This window comes from Roseicella sp. DB1501 (assembly GCF_013112485.1).
Taxonomy (GTDB): Bacteria; Pseudomonadota; Alphaproteobacteria; order Acetobacterales; family Acetobacteraceae; genus Paracraurococcus.
The window spans coordinates 292276-306425 of record NZ_JABFHG010000002.1; the positions used below are offsets into that span (position 1 = coordinate 292276).

The 14150-nt window shown below is 72.7% G+C and carries 11 protein-coding genes; 7 read left to right on the top strand and 4 right to left on the bottom strand.

Features of this window, described 5'->3' with window-relative positions; genetic code table 11:
- Nucleotides 1-18: 18 nt before the first annotated feature.
- The 4 genes from gatB to gatC are packed head-to-tail and all read right to left on the bottom strand — an operon-like array spanning nucleotide 19 to nucleotide 3656.
- The gene (gene gatB / locus HJG45_RS04745; RefSeq protein WP_171610939.1) at nucleotides 19-1467 is read right to left on the bottom strand and encodes an Asp-tRNA(Asn)/Glu-tRNA(Gln) amidotransferase subunit GatB; all 1449 of its coding nucleotides are present in this window, start codon (nucleotides 1465-1467) and stop codon (nucleotides 19-21) included.
- The gene (locus HJG45_RS04750) at nucleotides 1451-1882 is read right to left on the bottom strand and encodes a hypothetical protein (RefSeq protein WP_171610940.1); all 432 of its coding nucleotides are present in this window, start codon (nucleotides 1880-1882) and stop codon (nucleotides 1451-1453) included. Before HJG45_RS04750 ends, gatB begins: the two co-directional genes overlap by 17 nt.
- Nucleotides 1879-3369 (bottom strand): Asp-tRNA(Asn)/Glu-tRNA(Gln) amidotransferase subunit GatA, encoded by a 1491-nt coding sequence (gene gatA / locus HJG45_RS04755; RefSeq protein ID WP_171610941.1) that lies wholly within the window; start codon nucleotides 3367-3369, stop codon nucleotides 1879-1881. The genes HJG45_RS04750 and gatA overlap by 4 nt, the downstream gene beginning before the upstream one ends.
- Nucleotides 3369-3656 (bottom strand): Asp-tRNA(Asn)/Glu-tRNA(Gln) amidotransferase subunit GatC, encoded by a 288-nt coding sequence (gatC, locus tag HJG45_RS04760; protein ID WP_171610942.1) that lies wholly within the window; start codon nucleotides 3654-3656, stop codon nucleotides 3369-3371. Before gatC ends, gatA begins: the two co-directional genes overlap by 1 nt.
- 342 nt (nucleotides 3657-3998) lie before the next feature.
- Here gatC and HJG45_RS04765 point away from each other — a divergent pair, with 342 nt between their 5' ends.
- The 7 genes from HJG45_RS04765 (at nucleotide 3999) to topA (ending at nucleotide 14150) form a co-directional block, all read left to right on the top strand.
- Complete coding sequence (locus HJG45_RS04765) at nucleotides 3999-6602, top strand: mechanosensitive ion channel domain-containing protein (protein WP_217362818.1); 2604 nt, start codon at nucleotides 3999-4001, stop codon at nucleotides 6600-6602.
- 51 nt (nucleotides 6603-6653) lie between these two features.
- Nucleotides 6654-7130, top strand: coding sequence for a Holliday junction resolvase RuvX (ruvX, locus tag HJG45_RS04770; RefSeq protein WP_171610943.1), 477 nt, complete (start codon nucleotides 6654-6656; stop codon nucleotides 7128-7130).
- 66 nt (nucleotides 7131-7196) lie between these two features.
- A complete protein-coding gene (locus HJG45_RS04775; RefSeq protein ID WP_111470317.1) occupies nucleotides 7197-8147 on the top strand; it encodes an aspartate carbamoyltransferase catalytic subunit in 951 nt (316 codons plus the stop codon).
- Nucleotides 8140-9426, top strand: coding sequence for a dihydroorotase (pyrC, locus tag HJG45_RS04780; RefSeq protein ID WP_171610944.1), 1287 nt, complete (start codon nucleotides 8140-8142; stop codon nucleotides 9424-9426). Before HJG45_RS04775 ends, pyrC begins: the two co-directional genes overlap by 8 nt.
- Nucleotides 9423-10019 (top strand): glycerol-3-phosphate 1-O-acyltransferase PlsY, encoded by a 597-nt coding sequence (plsY, locus tag HJG45_RS04785; RefSeq protein WP_171610945.1) that lies wholly within the window; start codon nucleotides 9423-9425, stop codon nucleotides 10017-10019. Before pyrC ends, plsY begins: the two co-directional genes overlap by 4 nt.
- A 114-nt stretch (nucleotides 10020-10133) precedes the next feature.
- Complete coding sequence (gene dprA / locus HJG45_RS04790; RefSeq protein ID WP_217362819.1) at nucleotides 10134-11285, top strand: DNA-processing protein DprA; 1152 nt, start codon at nucleotides 10134-10136, stop codon at nucleotides 11283-11285.
- A 48-nt stretch (nucleotides 11286-11333) separates the two neighbouring features.
- Nucleotides 11334-14150 (top strand): type I DNA topoisomerase, encoded by a 2817-nt coding sequence (gene topA / locus HJG45_RS04795; RefSeq protein ID WP_171610947.1) that lies wholly within the window; start codon nucleotides 11334-11336, stop codon nucleotides 14148-14150.

The window sequence follows — 14150 nt, forward strand, 5'->3', positions numbered from 1 at the left end:
CGGCCTCCCCGCGGCGGCTCAGCCGAGCAGCTTCTTCACCGCCTCGTTCACCAGGGCCGGGTTTCCCTTGCCCTGCATCGCCTTCATGGTCTGGCCGACGAAGAAGCCGAACAGCTTCTCCTTGCCTGCCTTGTACTCGGCCACCTTGCCGGCATTCGCCTCGAGCACGCCGGCGGCGATGCGCTTGATCGCGCCGGCATCCGTCACCTGCCGCAGCCCGCGCTCCTCGACGATGGCGCCAGGCGACTTGCCGGTCTCCACCATCGCCTCGAACACCTCCTTGGCCAGCTTGCCGGAGAGGGTGCCGTCCTGCATCAGGTCGAGCAGCACGCCGAGATGCTCGGCCTTCACCGGCGGCGCGGCGATGCTGGTGCGGGTGCGGTTGATGGCGGCGAAGAGATCGCCCATCACCCAGTTCGCGGCGATCTTGGCGTCACGGCCCTTCGCCACCGCCTCGAAATAGGCGGCCGTCTCCTTCTCCAGCGTCAGGACATGCGCGTCGTAGGGCGAGAGGCCCATGGCCACGTAGCGGGCGCGGCGCTCGTCCGGCAGTTCGGGCAGGCTGGCCTTGAGCCGCTCCACCCAGGAGGCCTCCAGCACCAGCGGTGGCAGGTCGGGATCGGGGAAGTAGCGGTAGTCATGCGCATCCTCCTTGGAGCGCATGGAGCGGGTGATGCCGCGCGCCGGCTCGAAGAGCCGGGTCTCCTGCTCGACCGTGCCGCCCTCCTCCCAGACCTCGATCTGGCGCCGCGCCTCGGCCTCCACCGCCTGCATGACGAAGCGGATGGAGTTGACGTTCTTCACCTCGCAGCGGGTGCGGTAGCCCTCGCCCGGCCGGCGGACCGAGACGTTGACATCGGCGCGGAGCGAGCCCTCGTCCATGTTGCCGTCGCAGGTACCGAGATAGCGCAGGATCTGCCGCAGCTTGGTGAGATAGGCGCCGGCCTCCTCGGGGCTGCGCATGTCGGGCTCGGAGACGATCTCCATCAGCGCCACGCCCGAGCGGTTCAGGTCGATATATGATTTGCCCGGATGCTGGTCGTGCAGGCTCTTGCCGGCATCCTGCTCGAGGTGCAGCCGGGTGATGCCGATGGTCTTCGTGCTGCCGTCCTGCAGCTCGATCTCGATCCGCCCCTCGCCGACGATCGGATGCGCGTACTGGCTGATCTGGTAGCCCTGCGGCAAGTCGGCATAGAAGTAGTTCTTGCGGTCGAAGCGAGACCACAGGTTGATCTGCGCCTTGAGGCCGAGGCCGGTCCGCACCGCCTGCGCCACGCATTCGCCGTTGATCACCGGCAACATGCCGGGGAAGCCGGCATCGACGAAGCTCACCTGGCTGTTCGGCGCCGCGCCGAAGGCGGTGGCGGCGCCGCTGAACAGCTTGGCCTCGCTCGTCACCTGGGCATGCACCTCGAGCCCGACGACGATTTCCCAGGGGCCGCTGCGGCCCTCAAGCGTGAAGGACATGATCCCGTTCCTTCTCTGCCCAGGCGAAGACGCGCTGCTGCTCCTCGGCCAGGAATTCCGCGGCATCGCCGCCCACGATGCGCCCCAGCCGCTCCGCCGCGCGGGCGAAGCCGATCAGCGGCCGCCCCCGCATGGCGCCGTGCGGGACGCTCTGCCTGTCCACCACGATGGCCGAGAGCAGCGGCCAGCCGCGCTCCGTCGCCCGCCGGCACAGGTCGTACAGATGCGGATCCATGCGCCGCCGCGCCGCCTGCCAGGACAGGCCGCTCGCCAGGGCGAGCTCGCCATAGCTGACATAGCGCCGCGACGCCGCGGCCTCGCGGATATGGCGGAAGCTCGCGTCCAGCGACAGGGCCGGGGAAAGGACCCGGGCCGGGCCGCCATCGGTGGGCCCGGCAGCCGTCGCCGGCGTCACACCGCCCCCGCGCGCAGCCCCGGCACGGCGCGGAAATCCGCCGCCGTCTCGAGGGCCGCGCCCACCGTGAAGACCGTCTCCTCATCGAAGGCCCGGCCGATCACCTGCAGGCCGAGCGGCAGCCCCTGCGCGTCGAGCCCGGCCGGCACGGCGAGGCCCGGCAGGCCGGCGAGGTTCGCCGTCACGGTGAAGACGTCGTTCAGGTACATCGTCACCGGGTCGTCCTGCTTCTCGTCCATCCCGAAGGCGGCGGAGGGCGTCGCCGGGGTGACGATGGCATCGACGCCCTGGAAGGCCTGGTCGAAGTCGCGCTTGATCAGCGCCCGGATCTTCTGCGCCTTCAGGTAGTAGGCGTCGTAATAGCCGGCGCTCAGCACATAGGTGCCGATCATGATCCGCCGCCGCACCTCCGGCCCGAAGCCGGCCGCCCGCGTCCGCTCGTAGAGGTCGCGCAGGTCGCTGTCCGGCGCCGCCTCGCGCAGCCCGTAGCGCACGCCGTCATAGCGGGCGAGGTTCGAGGAGGCCTCGGCGGGCGCCACGATGTAATAGGTCGGCAGGGCGTATCTGGTATGCGGCAGGTTGATCTCGACCGTCTCGGCGCCCTGGTCGCGCAGCCATTGCAGCCCCTGGTCCCAGAGCCGCTCGATCTCGGCCGGGATGCCCTCCAGCCGGTACTCCCTCGGCACGCCGATCCGCAGGCCCCTGACGCCGCGGGCGCAGGCGGCGGCGAAATCCGGCACCGGGACATCGACGCTGGTGCTGTCCTTCGGGTCGAAGCCGGCCATGGAGCGCAGCAGGATGGCGCAATCCTCGACGCTGCGCGCCACCGGCCCCGCCTGGTCGAGCGAGGAGGCGAAGGCGATGATGCCGAAGCGCGAGCAGCGGCCATAGGTCGGCTTGATGCCGGCGATGCCGCAGAAGGCCGCGGGCTGGCGGATCGAGCCGCCGGTATCGGTGGCGGTGGCGCCGAGCGCGAGCCGCGCCGCGACCGCCGCCGCCGAGCCGCCGGAGGAGCCGCCGGGGACCAGCCGCGTATCGGGATCGTTGGCGCGCGACCACGGATTCTCGACCGGCCCGAAGGCGCTGGTGGTGTTGGACGAGCCCATGGCGAACTCATCGAGATTGACCTTGCCGAGGAAGACGGCGCCGTCGCGCAGCAGGTTGCCGCTGACCGTGCTCTCGTAGGGCGGCACGAAATTGCCGAGGATGCGGCTGCCGGCCGTGGTCCGCGTGCCGGCGGTGCAGAACAGGTCCTTGATGGCGAGCGGGATGCCCTCGAGCGGCCCGGCGATGCCTTCGGCCCGGCGCTCGTCGCTCGCCTTGGCCTGCGCCAGCGCCTGCTCCGCCGACACGGTGACATAGGCGTTGAGGCGCGGGTTCAGCGCCTCGATCGCCTCAAGATGCGCCCGGGTCAGCTCGACGCTGCTGACGAGGCCCTCGTTCAGCGCCTCGATCGCGCCGCGCAGCGAGAAATCGGTCGGCTGCATCACTCGACCACCTTCGGCACGGCGAAATAGTCGCCGGCGCGGTCGGGCGCATTGGCAAGCACCGCCTCGGCGATGCCGCCATCGGTCACCACGTCCTCGCGCATGCGGAGCCTGGTCGCGCCGCCGCCGGCCATCGGCTCGACGCCGCTGGTATCCACCGCCTGCAATTGCTCGATCCAGGCGAGGATGCCGTTGAGCTCGCCCTGCAGGCGCGCGACCTCCGCCTCCTCCAGGTGGATGCGGGCGAGCGACGCGACGCGCCGGACGGTCTCGGTATCGAGCGACATATTCGGGAAGCGACCCCAGCTTGGCGCCAGCTTGGCGACGGCCAACCTGGCGACGGAATGTGGCGATAGCAGGCGAGGAAGCCACTGGGCGGCCCGAAGTCAAGAGGGTGGGAGCAGCCGTCCCGCTCCGCCAGGGTTGCAACCCGGCTCGGCCTGGGGCCTTTTTGCGCCGCGATATGCCTCTCGCGGGAGGCGGCGATCCCGGCCCATGCGCCGGCGGCACCGGCCGGCCCGGCTCCCTGCCCGGCTGCCGGACCGTCTCCACACATCGAACCAGGCAGAAGGACGACCGGCTGGATGATGGTCCCGCATTCCCACCAGGCATCACCGAGGATCCGGCGCATGGGCGGCACGACCGCCGGCCCGGCCGGGGCCGGGCTGCGGATCATGGCCGCGGCCGCCCTCCTCCTCGGCCTGTTCGGCCTCGCCGCGCCGGGTCGAGCGCAGCCGGCCGGCACCCCCGCCCCCGCCCCCGTGACGACAACGACGGCCGCGACGCGGCTGGCGCCCGAGGAGGCCCGGCAGGCCGCCGAGCTGCTGCGCGACCCGACACGGCTGCGCGAGGTGCTGACCGCCCTCGACGCCATCGCTCGCCTGGCGCCGGTTCCCGTTGCGCCTGCCGCCGCCCCAGCGGCCCCGGCCGCCGCTGCACCGGCTGCCAGCGCCCCTGCAGCCGGCGCCCCTGCAGCCAGCGCCCCCCCGGCGACCGCCGCGCCCGCGGCCGAGGCGCCGCCAGCGCAGCCGGACCATGTCTCGCTGACCTCGGACAGCGTCCTCGGGCAGCTCATCCAGACCAGCTCCGCCTGGCTGCGGAGCATGGCGGGGCAGCTCGCCATCACCGGCCGCACCCTGGCCGACCTGCCCCTGGTCTGGGCCTCCATCCTGCATGCGGCGCAGAACCCGGCCGCCCAGGCGGCCGCCCTTGATGCCGGCTGGAAGCTCGCCCTGGTCCTGCTGCTCGCCTGGCTCGCGCAATGGGTGGCCCGCCGCGCCCTGCGCCGGCCGCACCGCATGATCGAGCGATCGGCCCAGGCCTCGGTCGAGCGCCACCGGGCCGCCCATGGGACCGCCCTGGCGGCAAGCCATGGGGCCGCCCTGCCGGCGGCGCAGCACCAGGCCGGGCAGGGAAACGGGCAGGGAAATGGGCAGGGTCCGGGCGATGCCATCGTCAGCGCCGGCGAGCTGCGCTTCCTCCGCCGCCTGCCGCTGGTCCTGCTCCGCCTCCTGCTCGACCTGATCCCGATCGGCATCTTCGCCGCCGTGGGCAACCTCATGCTGGCGACGCCGATCGAGGCCGGCTGGGTGCCCCGCCTCGTCATCCTGACCGCCGTGAATGCCTATGTGGTGCAGCACATCGTCATGGCGGCCGGCCGCGCCCTGGTCTCGCCGCGGCAGCCCCTGCTGCGCCTCTTCAACGTCACCGACGAGACCGCCACCTATATCGAGGTCTGGCTCGGCCGCGTCTCGCGCGTCGCGGTCTACGGCATGGCGGTGCTCGAGATCGCCCGCATCCTCGGCCTCGCGCCCTCGGCCTATGAGACGCTGGCCAAGCTGGTGATCCTGGCCAACCATCTGCTGCTGATCGTGGTCATCCTGCAGTCGCGCAAGGGCGTGGCGGCCTGGATCGCTGCCCCGGCCGGCCGCCACACCGCCGTCTCGGCGGCTCGCAACTGGCTCGCCGCGACCTGGCACGTGATCGCCATCGTGCTGCTGATCGCCGTCTGGTTCGTCTGGGCGCTCGAGATCCGCAACGGCTACAGCCTGCTCTTCCGCTATTTCGGCGTGACGCTGGTGGTGCTGGCCCTGGCGCGGCTGGCGATCATCGCCATCCTCGGCATGCTCGACCGGGTCTTCCGCCTGAAGCCGGAACAGACGGCGCAGCTGCCCTTCCTGGAGGCCCGGGCCAACCGCTACTACCCGCTGCTGCGGCGCGGCGTCTCGCTGCTGCTCGGCATCATCGCCGGGCTCGCGGTGCTGCAGGTCTGGGGCGTCGATGTCCTGGCCTGGTTCCAGGACGGGCGCCTCGGCGAGCGCCTTGCCCATACCCTGCTGCTGATCGCCATCGCCATCGTCATCGCCGTGGTGATCTGGGAATGCTCCATCGCCTGGATGGACCACCAGATCAACGGCATGGTGGCGCAGGGCGACTACGCCCGGGCGACGCGGCTGCGCACCCTGCTGCCGCTGCTGCGCACCGCGCTGCTGACGGCGATCGTGATCGTCGTCGGCTTCACCGCGCTCAGCCAGCTCGGCGTCAACATCGCTCCCCTGCTGGCCGGCGCCTCCATCATCGGCGTCGCCCTCGGCTTCGGCTCGCAGAAGCTGGTGCAGGACGTCATCAACGGCATCTTCCTGCTGCTCGAGAACACGATGCAGGTGGGGGACTGGGTGACGGTCTCCGGCCTCTCCGGCTCGGTGGAGGCGCTCTCGGTGCGCACCATCAGGCTCCGCGCCGGCGACGGCTCGGTGCATGTCATCCCCTTCAGCGCCGTCAGCACGGTCACCAACACCAATCGCGGCATCGGCAATGCCGCGGTTTCGGTCACCGTCGCCTTCGGCGAGGACACCGACCGCGTCGGCGAGGTGCTGAAGGAGATCGGCGCCGCGCTGCGCGAGGACCCGGCTTTCCGCAACAACATCCTCGACGACTTCGCCCTCTGGGGCGTCGACCAAGTGGACGGCGCGACGGCGACCGTGCTCGGCCAGATGAAATGCACCGATTCCGGCCGCTGGGGCGTGCAACGCGAGTTCAACCGCCGCATCAAGCGCCGCTTCCAGGAGCTCGGCATTGAGATCGCCGTGCCGACCCGCTCGGTCATCCTCAGCCGGCCGCACCGGCCGGGGCCGCAGGCCGCGCATCCGGCCCCGGCATCGGCCCATGCCGATCCCGGCTCCGGCGCCGAGAGGCGCTCGCCGCCGCCCGCGGCCCTCGGCAACACCGCCTGAGCGCGGCGCCGGTCAGGAGGGTGCGGCCAGCAACCTTGCTATAGAGCCCGCATGCCCGTCCTGCCCCTCCCCGCGCTACGCGCCGCCCTGCCCCGTGGCCAGCGGCTGATCGGCCTCGATCCCGGCAGCCGGCTCATCGGCGTCGCCCTGTCGGACGTGCTGCTGATGCTGGCCAGCCCCTATGGCACGCTGAAGCGCGGCAAGCTGAAGGCCAATGCCGCCGAGGTCGCGGCCATCGCCGGCAAGGAGGGGGCGGGCGGGCTGGTGGTCGGGCTGCCGCTCGGCATGGACGGCTCCTTCGGCCCGGCGGCGCAGGCGGCGAAGGACTGGGCCATGGCGATCGGCGAGGCGGCCGGGCTGCCGGTCGCGCTCTGGGACGAGCGGCTGAGCAGCGCGGCAGTGAACCGCGCGATGATCGCGGCCGATGTCACGCGGGCGAAAAGGGCCGCGGCGGTGGATGCGGCGGCCGCGGCCTGGACCCTGCAATCCGCCCTCGACGCCACGCGCCCGGCACCGGGCGCGGCCTGACCGCCCCAGCTTGGCCGTCCCGACGGGGGAGGCTAGCTTGCCGCCCGCCGCAGCCCGCGAGTCCCGATGTCCTTCTCCTTCCCGATCCTGCCCGGCGGCCACCTGCTGGCCATCGAGGGGCTGGAGCCGCCCCATATCGGCGCCCTGCTCGACCTCGCCGAGAGCTACGCCCTGCTGAACCGCTCGGGGAAGACGCAGCGCGACCTGCTGCGTGGCCGCACCCTCATCAACCTCTTCTTCGAGGACAGCACCCGCACCCGTACCTCCTTCGAGCTGGCCGGCAAGCGGCTGGGCGCCGATGTGATCAACATGTCGGTCTCGACCAGCAGCGTGAACAAGGGCGAGACGCTGCTGGATACCGCCGCCACGCTGAACGCCATGCATTGCGACCTGCTGGTGGTGCGCCACGCCCAGTCCGGCGCCCCGGCCCTGCTCAGCCAGAAGGTGTCCGCCAGCGTCATCAATGCCGGCGATGGCACGCATGAGCACCCGACCCAGGCCCTGCTGGACGCGCTGACCATCCGCCGCCGCAAGGGGCGGCTGGAGGGGCTGGTCGTCGCCATCTGCGGCGACGTGCTGCACAGCCGCGTCGCCCGCTCGAACATCCACCTGCTGACGGCGATGAACGCCCGGGTGCGGGTGGTCGGGCCGCCGACGCTGATCCCGGCCGAGGCGGCGCGCCTCGGCGTCGAGGTCTTCCACGACATGCGGGCCGGGCTGGCTGGCGCCGATGTGGTGATGATGCTGCGGCTGCAGAAGGAGCGGATGACCGGCGGCCTCGTCCCCTCCTCGCGCGAGTTCTTCCGCTTCTTCGGCCTCGACCGGGAGAAGCTGGCCGTGGCCCGGCCGGATGCCATCGTCATGCATCCCGGCCCGATGAACCGCGGCGTCGAGATCGAGAGCTCGATCGCCGACGACCCGGAGCGCAGCGTGATCGGCGAACAGGTGGAGATGGGCGTCGCCTGCCGCATGGCGGTGCTCGACGTGCTGGCGCGGGACCTGCGGCGCAATGCGTGACCTCGTCATCGCCGGCGCCCGGCTGCTCGACCCCGCCTCCGGCCTCGATTCCACCGGCGACCTGCTGCTGCGCGACGGCCGGATCGAGGATCTCGGCAGCGGCCAGGGGCGGCCCGAGGGCGCCGAGCTGGTGGAGGCGGCCGGGCTCTGCCTGATCCCCGGCCTGGTCGATCTCCGCGCCGATCTCGGCGAGCCGGGGCATGAGCACCGCGAGACCATCGCCTCGGCGGCCGCGGCGGCGGCGGCCGGCGGCATCACCACCCTCTGCGCCCTGCCCGATACCGACCCGCCGCTCGACGACCCGGCGCTGGTGCAGTTCGTGCTGCGGCGCGGCGAGGCGACGGGCAGCCTCACCCTGCTGCCCTATGGCGCCGCGACCAAGCGCTGCGAGGGCCGCGAGCTCGCCGAATATGGGCTGCTGAAGGAGGCCGGCGCCGTCGCCTTCACCGATGGCAGGCGGGCCATCGCCGGGGCGCGGACCATGCGCCTCGCCCTCTCCTATGCCCGTGCCTTCGGCAGCTTCGTGGTGCAGCACCCGGAGGAGCCGAGCCTCGCCGCCGGCGGCGCCGCCACCGAGGGCGAGCTGGCGACCCGGCTCGGCCTGCCCGGCATCCCGGCGGCGGCCGAGGCGATCATGGTGGCGCGCGACATCGCGTTGGCCCGCATCACCGGCGGGCATGTGCATTTCGCCCATGTCAGCACCGGCGCCGCCCTTGCCCTGATCCGCGCCGCCAAGGCCGAGGCGGTGCCGGGGGGCTTCCGTGTCACCTGCGACACCGCCCCGGCCTATTTCGACCTGAACGAGACGGCGATCGGCGACTGGCGGACCTATGCCAAGCTTTCACCACCGCTGCGGCCGGAGGCCGACCGGCTGGCGGTGGTGGCGGCGCTGGCCGATGGCACCATCGACGCCATCGCCTCCGACCACCAGCCACGCGACGCCGACGACAAGCGCCTGCCCTTCGCCCAGGCCGAGGCGGGCGGGGCCGGGCTCGCCACCCTGCTCGGCGTGACGCTGGCCCGGGTGCATGGCGGCGATCTCGGCCTGCTGGCGGCGCTCGAGCTGCTGACGGCGCGGCCGGCGCGGCTGCTCGGCCTGCCGGTGGGCCGGCTGACCAAGGGCGCGCCGGCGGATCTGGTGCTGCTCGACCTCGAGCGCGGCTGGCAGGTGAAGGACGGTCAGCTCCCGGGCAAGGCGCAGAACACGCCCTTCGACGGCCGGGCGCTTGAGGGCCGCGTCCTCGGCACCTGGAAGGCCGGCCGCCGGGTCTTCGGATGAGCCCGGCGCCCATCCTCGCCCTGGCCCTGGCCTTCGGCTACCTGCTCGGCTCGGTGCCCTGGGGGCTGGTGCTCACCCGGGCCGCCGGGCTCGGCGATATCCGGCAGATCGGCTCGGGCAATATCGGCGCGACCAACGTGCTGCGCACCGGCCATAAGGGGCTGGCCGCGGCGACCATGCTGCTCGACCTGCTGAAGGGCGTGGCGGCGCTGCTGATCGCGGCCGGCCTGTGGGGCGAGCCGGCCGGCCTCGCCGCCGGCTTCGGCGCCATGCTCGGCCATGCCTTCCCGGTCTGGCTCGGCTTCAAGGGCGGCAAGGGCGTGGCGACGGGCGGCGGCGTGCTGCTGGCGGCGGCCTGGTGGCTCGGCCTCGCGGTGCTGCTGGTCTGGCTGGTAGTGGTGGCCATCACCCGCATCTCCTCGGCCGCGGCGGTCGCCGCCTGCCTCGCCGCACCGGTCGTCGCCGCCCTGGCCGGGCGCTGGGACCTGGCGCTCTTCGCCGCCGGCATCGCCGCGCTGGTGCTCTGGCGGCACCGGGGGAACATCGCCCGGCTGCGCGCCGGGACGGAGCCGCGGATCGGCCAGAAGGGCTGAATTTTTCCTTTCGGTAGAAAGACATTGACGTTTTGATCGCATAACATGGCGCGGCCCGCGCCGGATCGGCCTGGTGCAGTGACCGAGGGATCCGTGCCGGACCGAGACCCAGCCATGACCGCGCCGCCCCTCTCGGATGCCGAGGCCCTGGCCCGCCTGCGCCTCGCCCGGACCGAGGGCATCGGTCCCCTGACCTATCAGCGCCTGCTCGAGCGGCACGGCAGCGCCGGCGCCGCTCTCGCGGCCCTGCCCCGCCTCGCCGCCCGCCGCGGCGCGCCCTTCGCCGTGCCGCCGATGGAGGCGGCACGACGGGAGATCGAGGTCCTGCAGCGCCTCGGCGGCCGGCTGCTCTTCGCCGGCGAGCCGCCCTACCCGCCCCTGCTGGCGATGCAGGAGGATGCGCCGCCGGTGCTCGCCCTGCTCGGCGATCCGGCGGCCCTGGCGCCGCCCGCCGTGGCGCTGGTCGGCGCCCGCAACGCCTCGGCCGCCGGCCGGCGCATGGCCGAGGACCTCGCCGAGGCGCTGGCGGCGGCGGGGCTCGCCGTGGTCTCCGGCCTGGCGCGGGGGATCGACACCGCGGCGCATCTCGGGGCGCTGCGCCGCGGCCGCACCATCGCCTGCATCGCCGGCGGGCCGGACCTGCCCTATCCGCCGGAGAATGCTGGGCTGCAGGCGCGGATCGCCGCCGAGGGCGGGGCGGTGCTGGCCGAGGCGCCGCTCGGCACCGCGCCGCTCGCCCGCCACTTCCCGCGCCGCAACCGCATCGTCGCCGGCCTTTCCCTCGGCATCCTGGTGGTGGAGGCGGCGCCGCGCTCGGGCAGCCTGATCACCGCGCGGCTGGGGCTGGAGGCGGGGCGGGAGATCTTCGCCGTGCCCGGCAGCCCACTCGACCCGCGCTGCCGCGGCTCCAACGACCTGATCCGCCAGGGGGCGCATCTGGTGGAAGCGGCCGAGGACGTGCTGGCGCATCTGCCGGCGGCGCCGCGCGCCGCGCCGCTCTTCGTGCCACGGCCGGAACGGGGCGGCGCGGCGCGGCCGGCCCGTGCCGAGGCGCCGGCGGACTCGCCGATCCCCGCCACGCCTTCCGCTCAAGTGATTGAATTACTTGGAGCCAATCCGATTGCGGTTGACGAGGTGGTGCGGCGCTGCCACCTCTCGCCCTCCGCGATCCAGGCGATCCTCCTCGATCTTGAACTGGCCGGGCGGGTGGAGTTGTTGCCGGGCAACCGGGTCGCGCTCCTCGCCGGGGGCCAGGACGGGCGCTGAGGCGGCGGGCCTGGCTTCGGCTCGCGGCAAGCAGGATATGTGGAGTCCATGACGGACGTCGTCGTCGTCGAAAGCCCGGCCAAGGCCAAGACCATCAACAAGTATCTCGGCCGCGACTTCACGGTGCTGGCGAGCTTCGGCCATGTCCGCGACCTCCCCCCGAAGGACGGCTCGGTCCGCCCGGAGGAGGATTTCGCCATGGACTGGGAATCCGAGGATCGCGGCGAGCGCCAGGTGAACGAGATCGCCCGGGCGCTCCGCGGCGCCCGCCGGCTCTTCCTCGCCACCGACCCCGACCGCGAGGGCGAGGCGATCTCCTGGCACGTCCAGGACATGCTGGCCCGCAAGGGGGCGCTGAAGGGCATCGAGGTCCACCGGATCACTTTCAACGAGATCACCAAGCGGGCGGTGCAGCACGCTATCGCGCATCCGCGCGACCTCGACGCGCCGCTGATCGATGCCTATCTGGCGCGCCGGGCGCTCGACTACCTGGTCGGCTTCACCCTCTCCCCCGTGCTTTGGCGCAAGCTGCCCGGCAGCCGCTCCGCCGGGCGGGTGCAATCCGTCGCGCTCCGCCTCATCTGCGAGCGCGAGGCCGAGATCGAGGCCTTCCGGGCCCGCGAGTACTGGACCGTCGAGGCCCGCTTCCTCACCCCGGTCGGCGCCCCCTTCACCGCCCGGCTGACGCATCTCGACGGCAGGAAGCTCGAGCAGTTCGACCTGCCGGACGAGGCCAGCGCGCTGCGCGCCAAGGCGGCTGTCGAGGCGGGCACCTTCTCCGTCCTCTCGGTCGAGAAGCGCCGCGTCCGGCGCAACCCGCCGCCGCCCTTCACCACCTCGACCTTGCAGCAGGAGGCGAGCCGCAAGCTCGGCATGGGCGCGCAGCAGACCATGCGGACGGCGCAGCAGCTCTATGAGGGCGTCGACATCGCCGGCGAGACGGTTGGGCTCATTACCTATATGCGGACCGATGGCGTGCAGATGGCGCGCGAGGCCGTCATGGCCATCCGCGACCATGTGAAGGGTGAATTCGGCGCCGACTACCTGCCGGGCGCGCCGCGCGAATACATCTCCAAGGCGAAGAACGCCCAGGAGGCGCATGAGGCGATCCGCCCGACCGATGTGCGCAACACGCCGGAGCGGGTCGCACGCTACCTGGATGAGCGGCAGCGCCGGCTCTACGAGCTGGTCTGGAAGCGCGCCGTCGCCTCGCAGATGCAGTCGGCCGAGCTCGACCAGACCACGGTCGAGGTGGCGGATGCGGCGAAGAAGACCATCCTGCGCGCCACCGGCTCGGTCATCGCCTTCGACGGCTTCCTCAAGCTCTATCGCGAGGACGAGGACGACCGCGCCGCCGATGCCCGCGCCGGCCTCGTCACCGGTGCGCAGGAGGAGGAGGAGAGCCGCACCCTGCCGCCGATGCGCGAGCGGGACCCGCTGAAGCGCGGCGAGGTCGCGGCGAGCCAGCACTTCACCCAGCCGCCGCCGCGCTATTCCGAGGCGAGCCTGGTCAAGAAGCTGGAGGAGCTCGGCATCGGCCGGCCCTCCACCTATGCCTCCATCCTGCAGACCCTGCAGGACCGGGACTATGTGAAGCTCGAGAAGCGGCGCTTCATCCCCGAGGATCGCGGCCGGCTGGTCACCAGCTTCCTGGTGAAGTTCTTCGAGCGCTACGTCGATACCGGCTTCACCGCCGGGCTGGAGGAGCAGCTCGACGAGATCTCCGGCGGCCGGGTCGACTGGCGGGCGGTGATGCGCGCCTTCTGGGACGCCTTCAAGAAGGCCGTCGACGCCACCAAGGACCTCAAGATCAGCGACGTCATCGACGCGCTGGATGCCGAGCTCGGCCCGCATTTCTTCCCCGAGCGCGGCGACGGCGCGGATCCGCGCGCCTGCCCGGCCTGCAGCAACGGCCGGCTCGGCCTCCGGCTCGGCCGGACCGGCGCCTTCATCGGTTGCTCGAACTACCCGGACTGCCGCTACACCCGCCCCCTCGTTGCCCCCGGCGCCGAGGGCGAGGGCACCACGGGGCTGACCGAGGGCCCGCGCGAGCTGGGGCGCGACCCCGCGACGGGCGAGCAGGTCACCGTCCGCCGCGGCCCCTATGGCGTCTATGTCCAGCTCGGCGAGGGCGGCACCGATGCCAAGGGCAAGCCGACCAAGCCGCGCCGGGCCAGCCTGACGCGCGACATGGACCCGGACACGCTCGACCTCGACCGGGCGCTCCGGCTGCTCTCCCTGCCGCGGGTGATCGGCCGCGATCCGGAGAGCGGCGAGGAGATCCAGGCCGGGCTCGGCCGCTTCGGCCCCTATATCAAGGTGGGCTCGGTCTACCAGTCGCTGGAGCCCGGGGACGATGTGCTCTCCCTCGGCATGAACCGGGCGATGGAGCTGCTGGCCAAGGCGCGCGCCAAGGTGCGGGTGCTGGGCCAGCATCCGAAGGACGGCGCGCCGGTCGAGATCCGCAAGGGCCGCTTCGGCCCCTATGCCCAGCACGGCAAGACGGTCGCCAACCTGCCGCGCAACCTGGCGATGGAGGAGGCGACGCTGGACGAGGTCGTCGCCCTGCTGGCCGAGAAGGGCAAGGCGCTGGCGCCGCGCGGCAAGGCCGGCGCCAAGGGGGCGGCCGCCAAGGGCAAGGCGAAGCGGACCACGGCCAATGGCGCGGCGCCGGAGGAGGCGCCGGCGAAGCCCGCCGCCCGCAAGCCGGCGGCGCGGACGGCCGCGGCCCGGAAGGCACCCGCCACGGCGGCGCAGAAGGCCCCAACGAGCAAGGCCGTGGCGAAATCCGCGGCCAAGCCCACGGCCGCGAAGCCCGCCGCCCGCAAGGCGCCGGCCGCGCCGAAGCGGTCGGGCAAGGCCTGA

Bases quoted from the DNA above. Each gene is read 5' to 3' on its own strand.
- gatB (WP_171610939.1), bottom strand. From the start codon at position 1,467: ATGTCCTTCACGCTTGAGGGCCGCAGCGGCCCCTGGGAAATCGTCGTC.
- gatA (WP_171610941.1), bottom strand. From the start codon at position 3,369: ATGCAGCCGACCGATTTCTCGCTGCGCGGCGCGATCGAGGCGCTGAAC.
- gatC (WP_171610942.1), bottom strand. From the start codon at position 3,656: ATGTCGCTCGATACCGAGACCGTCCGGCGCGTCGCGTCGCTCGCCCGC.
- HJG45_RS04765 (WP_217362818.1), top strand. From the start codon at position 3,999: ATGGGCGGCACGACCGCCGGCCCGGCCGGGGCCGGGCTGCGGATCATG.
- ruvX (WP_171610943.1), top strand. From the start codon at position 6,654: ATGCCCGTCCTGCCCCTCCCCGCGCTACGCGCCGCCCTGCCCCGTGGC.
- HJG45_RS04775 (WP_111470317.1), top strand. From the start codon at position 7,197: ATGTCCTTCTCCTTCCCGATCCTGCCCGGCGGCCACCTGCTGGCCATC.
- pyrC (WP_171610944.1), top strand. From the start codon at position 8,140: ATGCGTGACCTCGTCATCGCCGGCGCCCGGCTGCTCGACCCCGCCTCC.
- plsY (WP_171610945.1), top strand. From the start codon at position 9,423: ATGAGCCCGGCGCCCATCCTCGCCCTGGCCCTGGCCTTCGGCTACCTG.
- dprA (WP_217362819.1), top strand. From the start codon at position 10,134: ATGACCGCGCCGCCCCTCTCGGATGCCGAGGCCCTGGCCCGCCTGCGC.
- topA (WP_171610947.1), top strand. From the start codon at position 11,334: ATGACGGACGTCGTCGTCGTCGAAAGCCCGGCCAAGGCCAAGACCATC.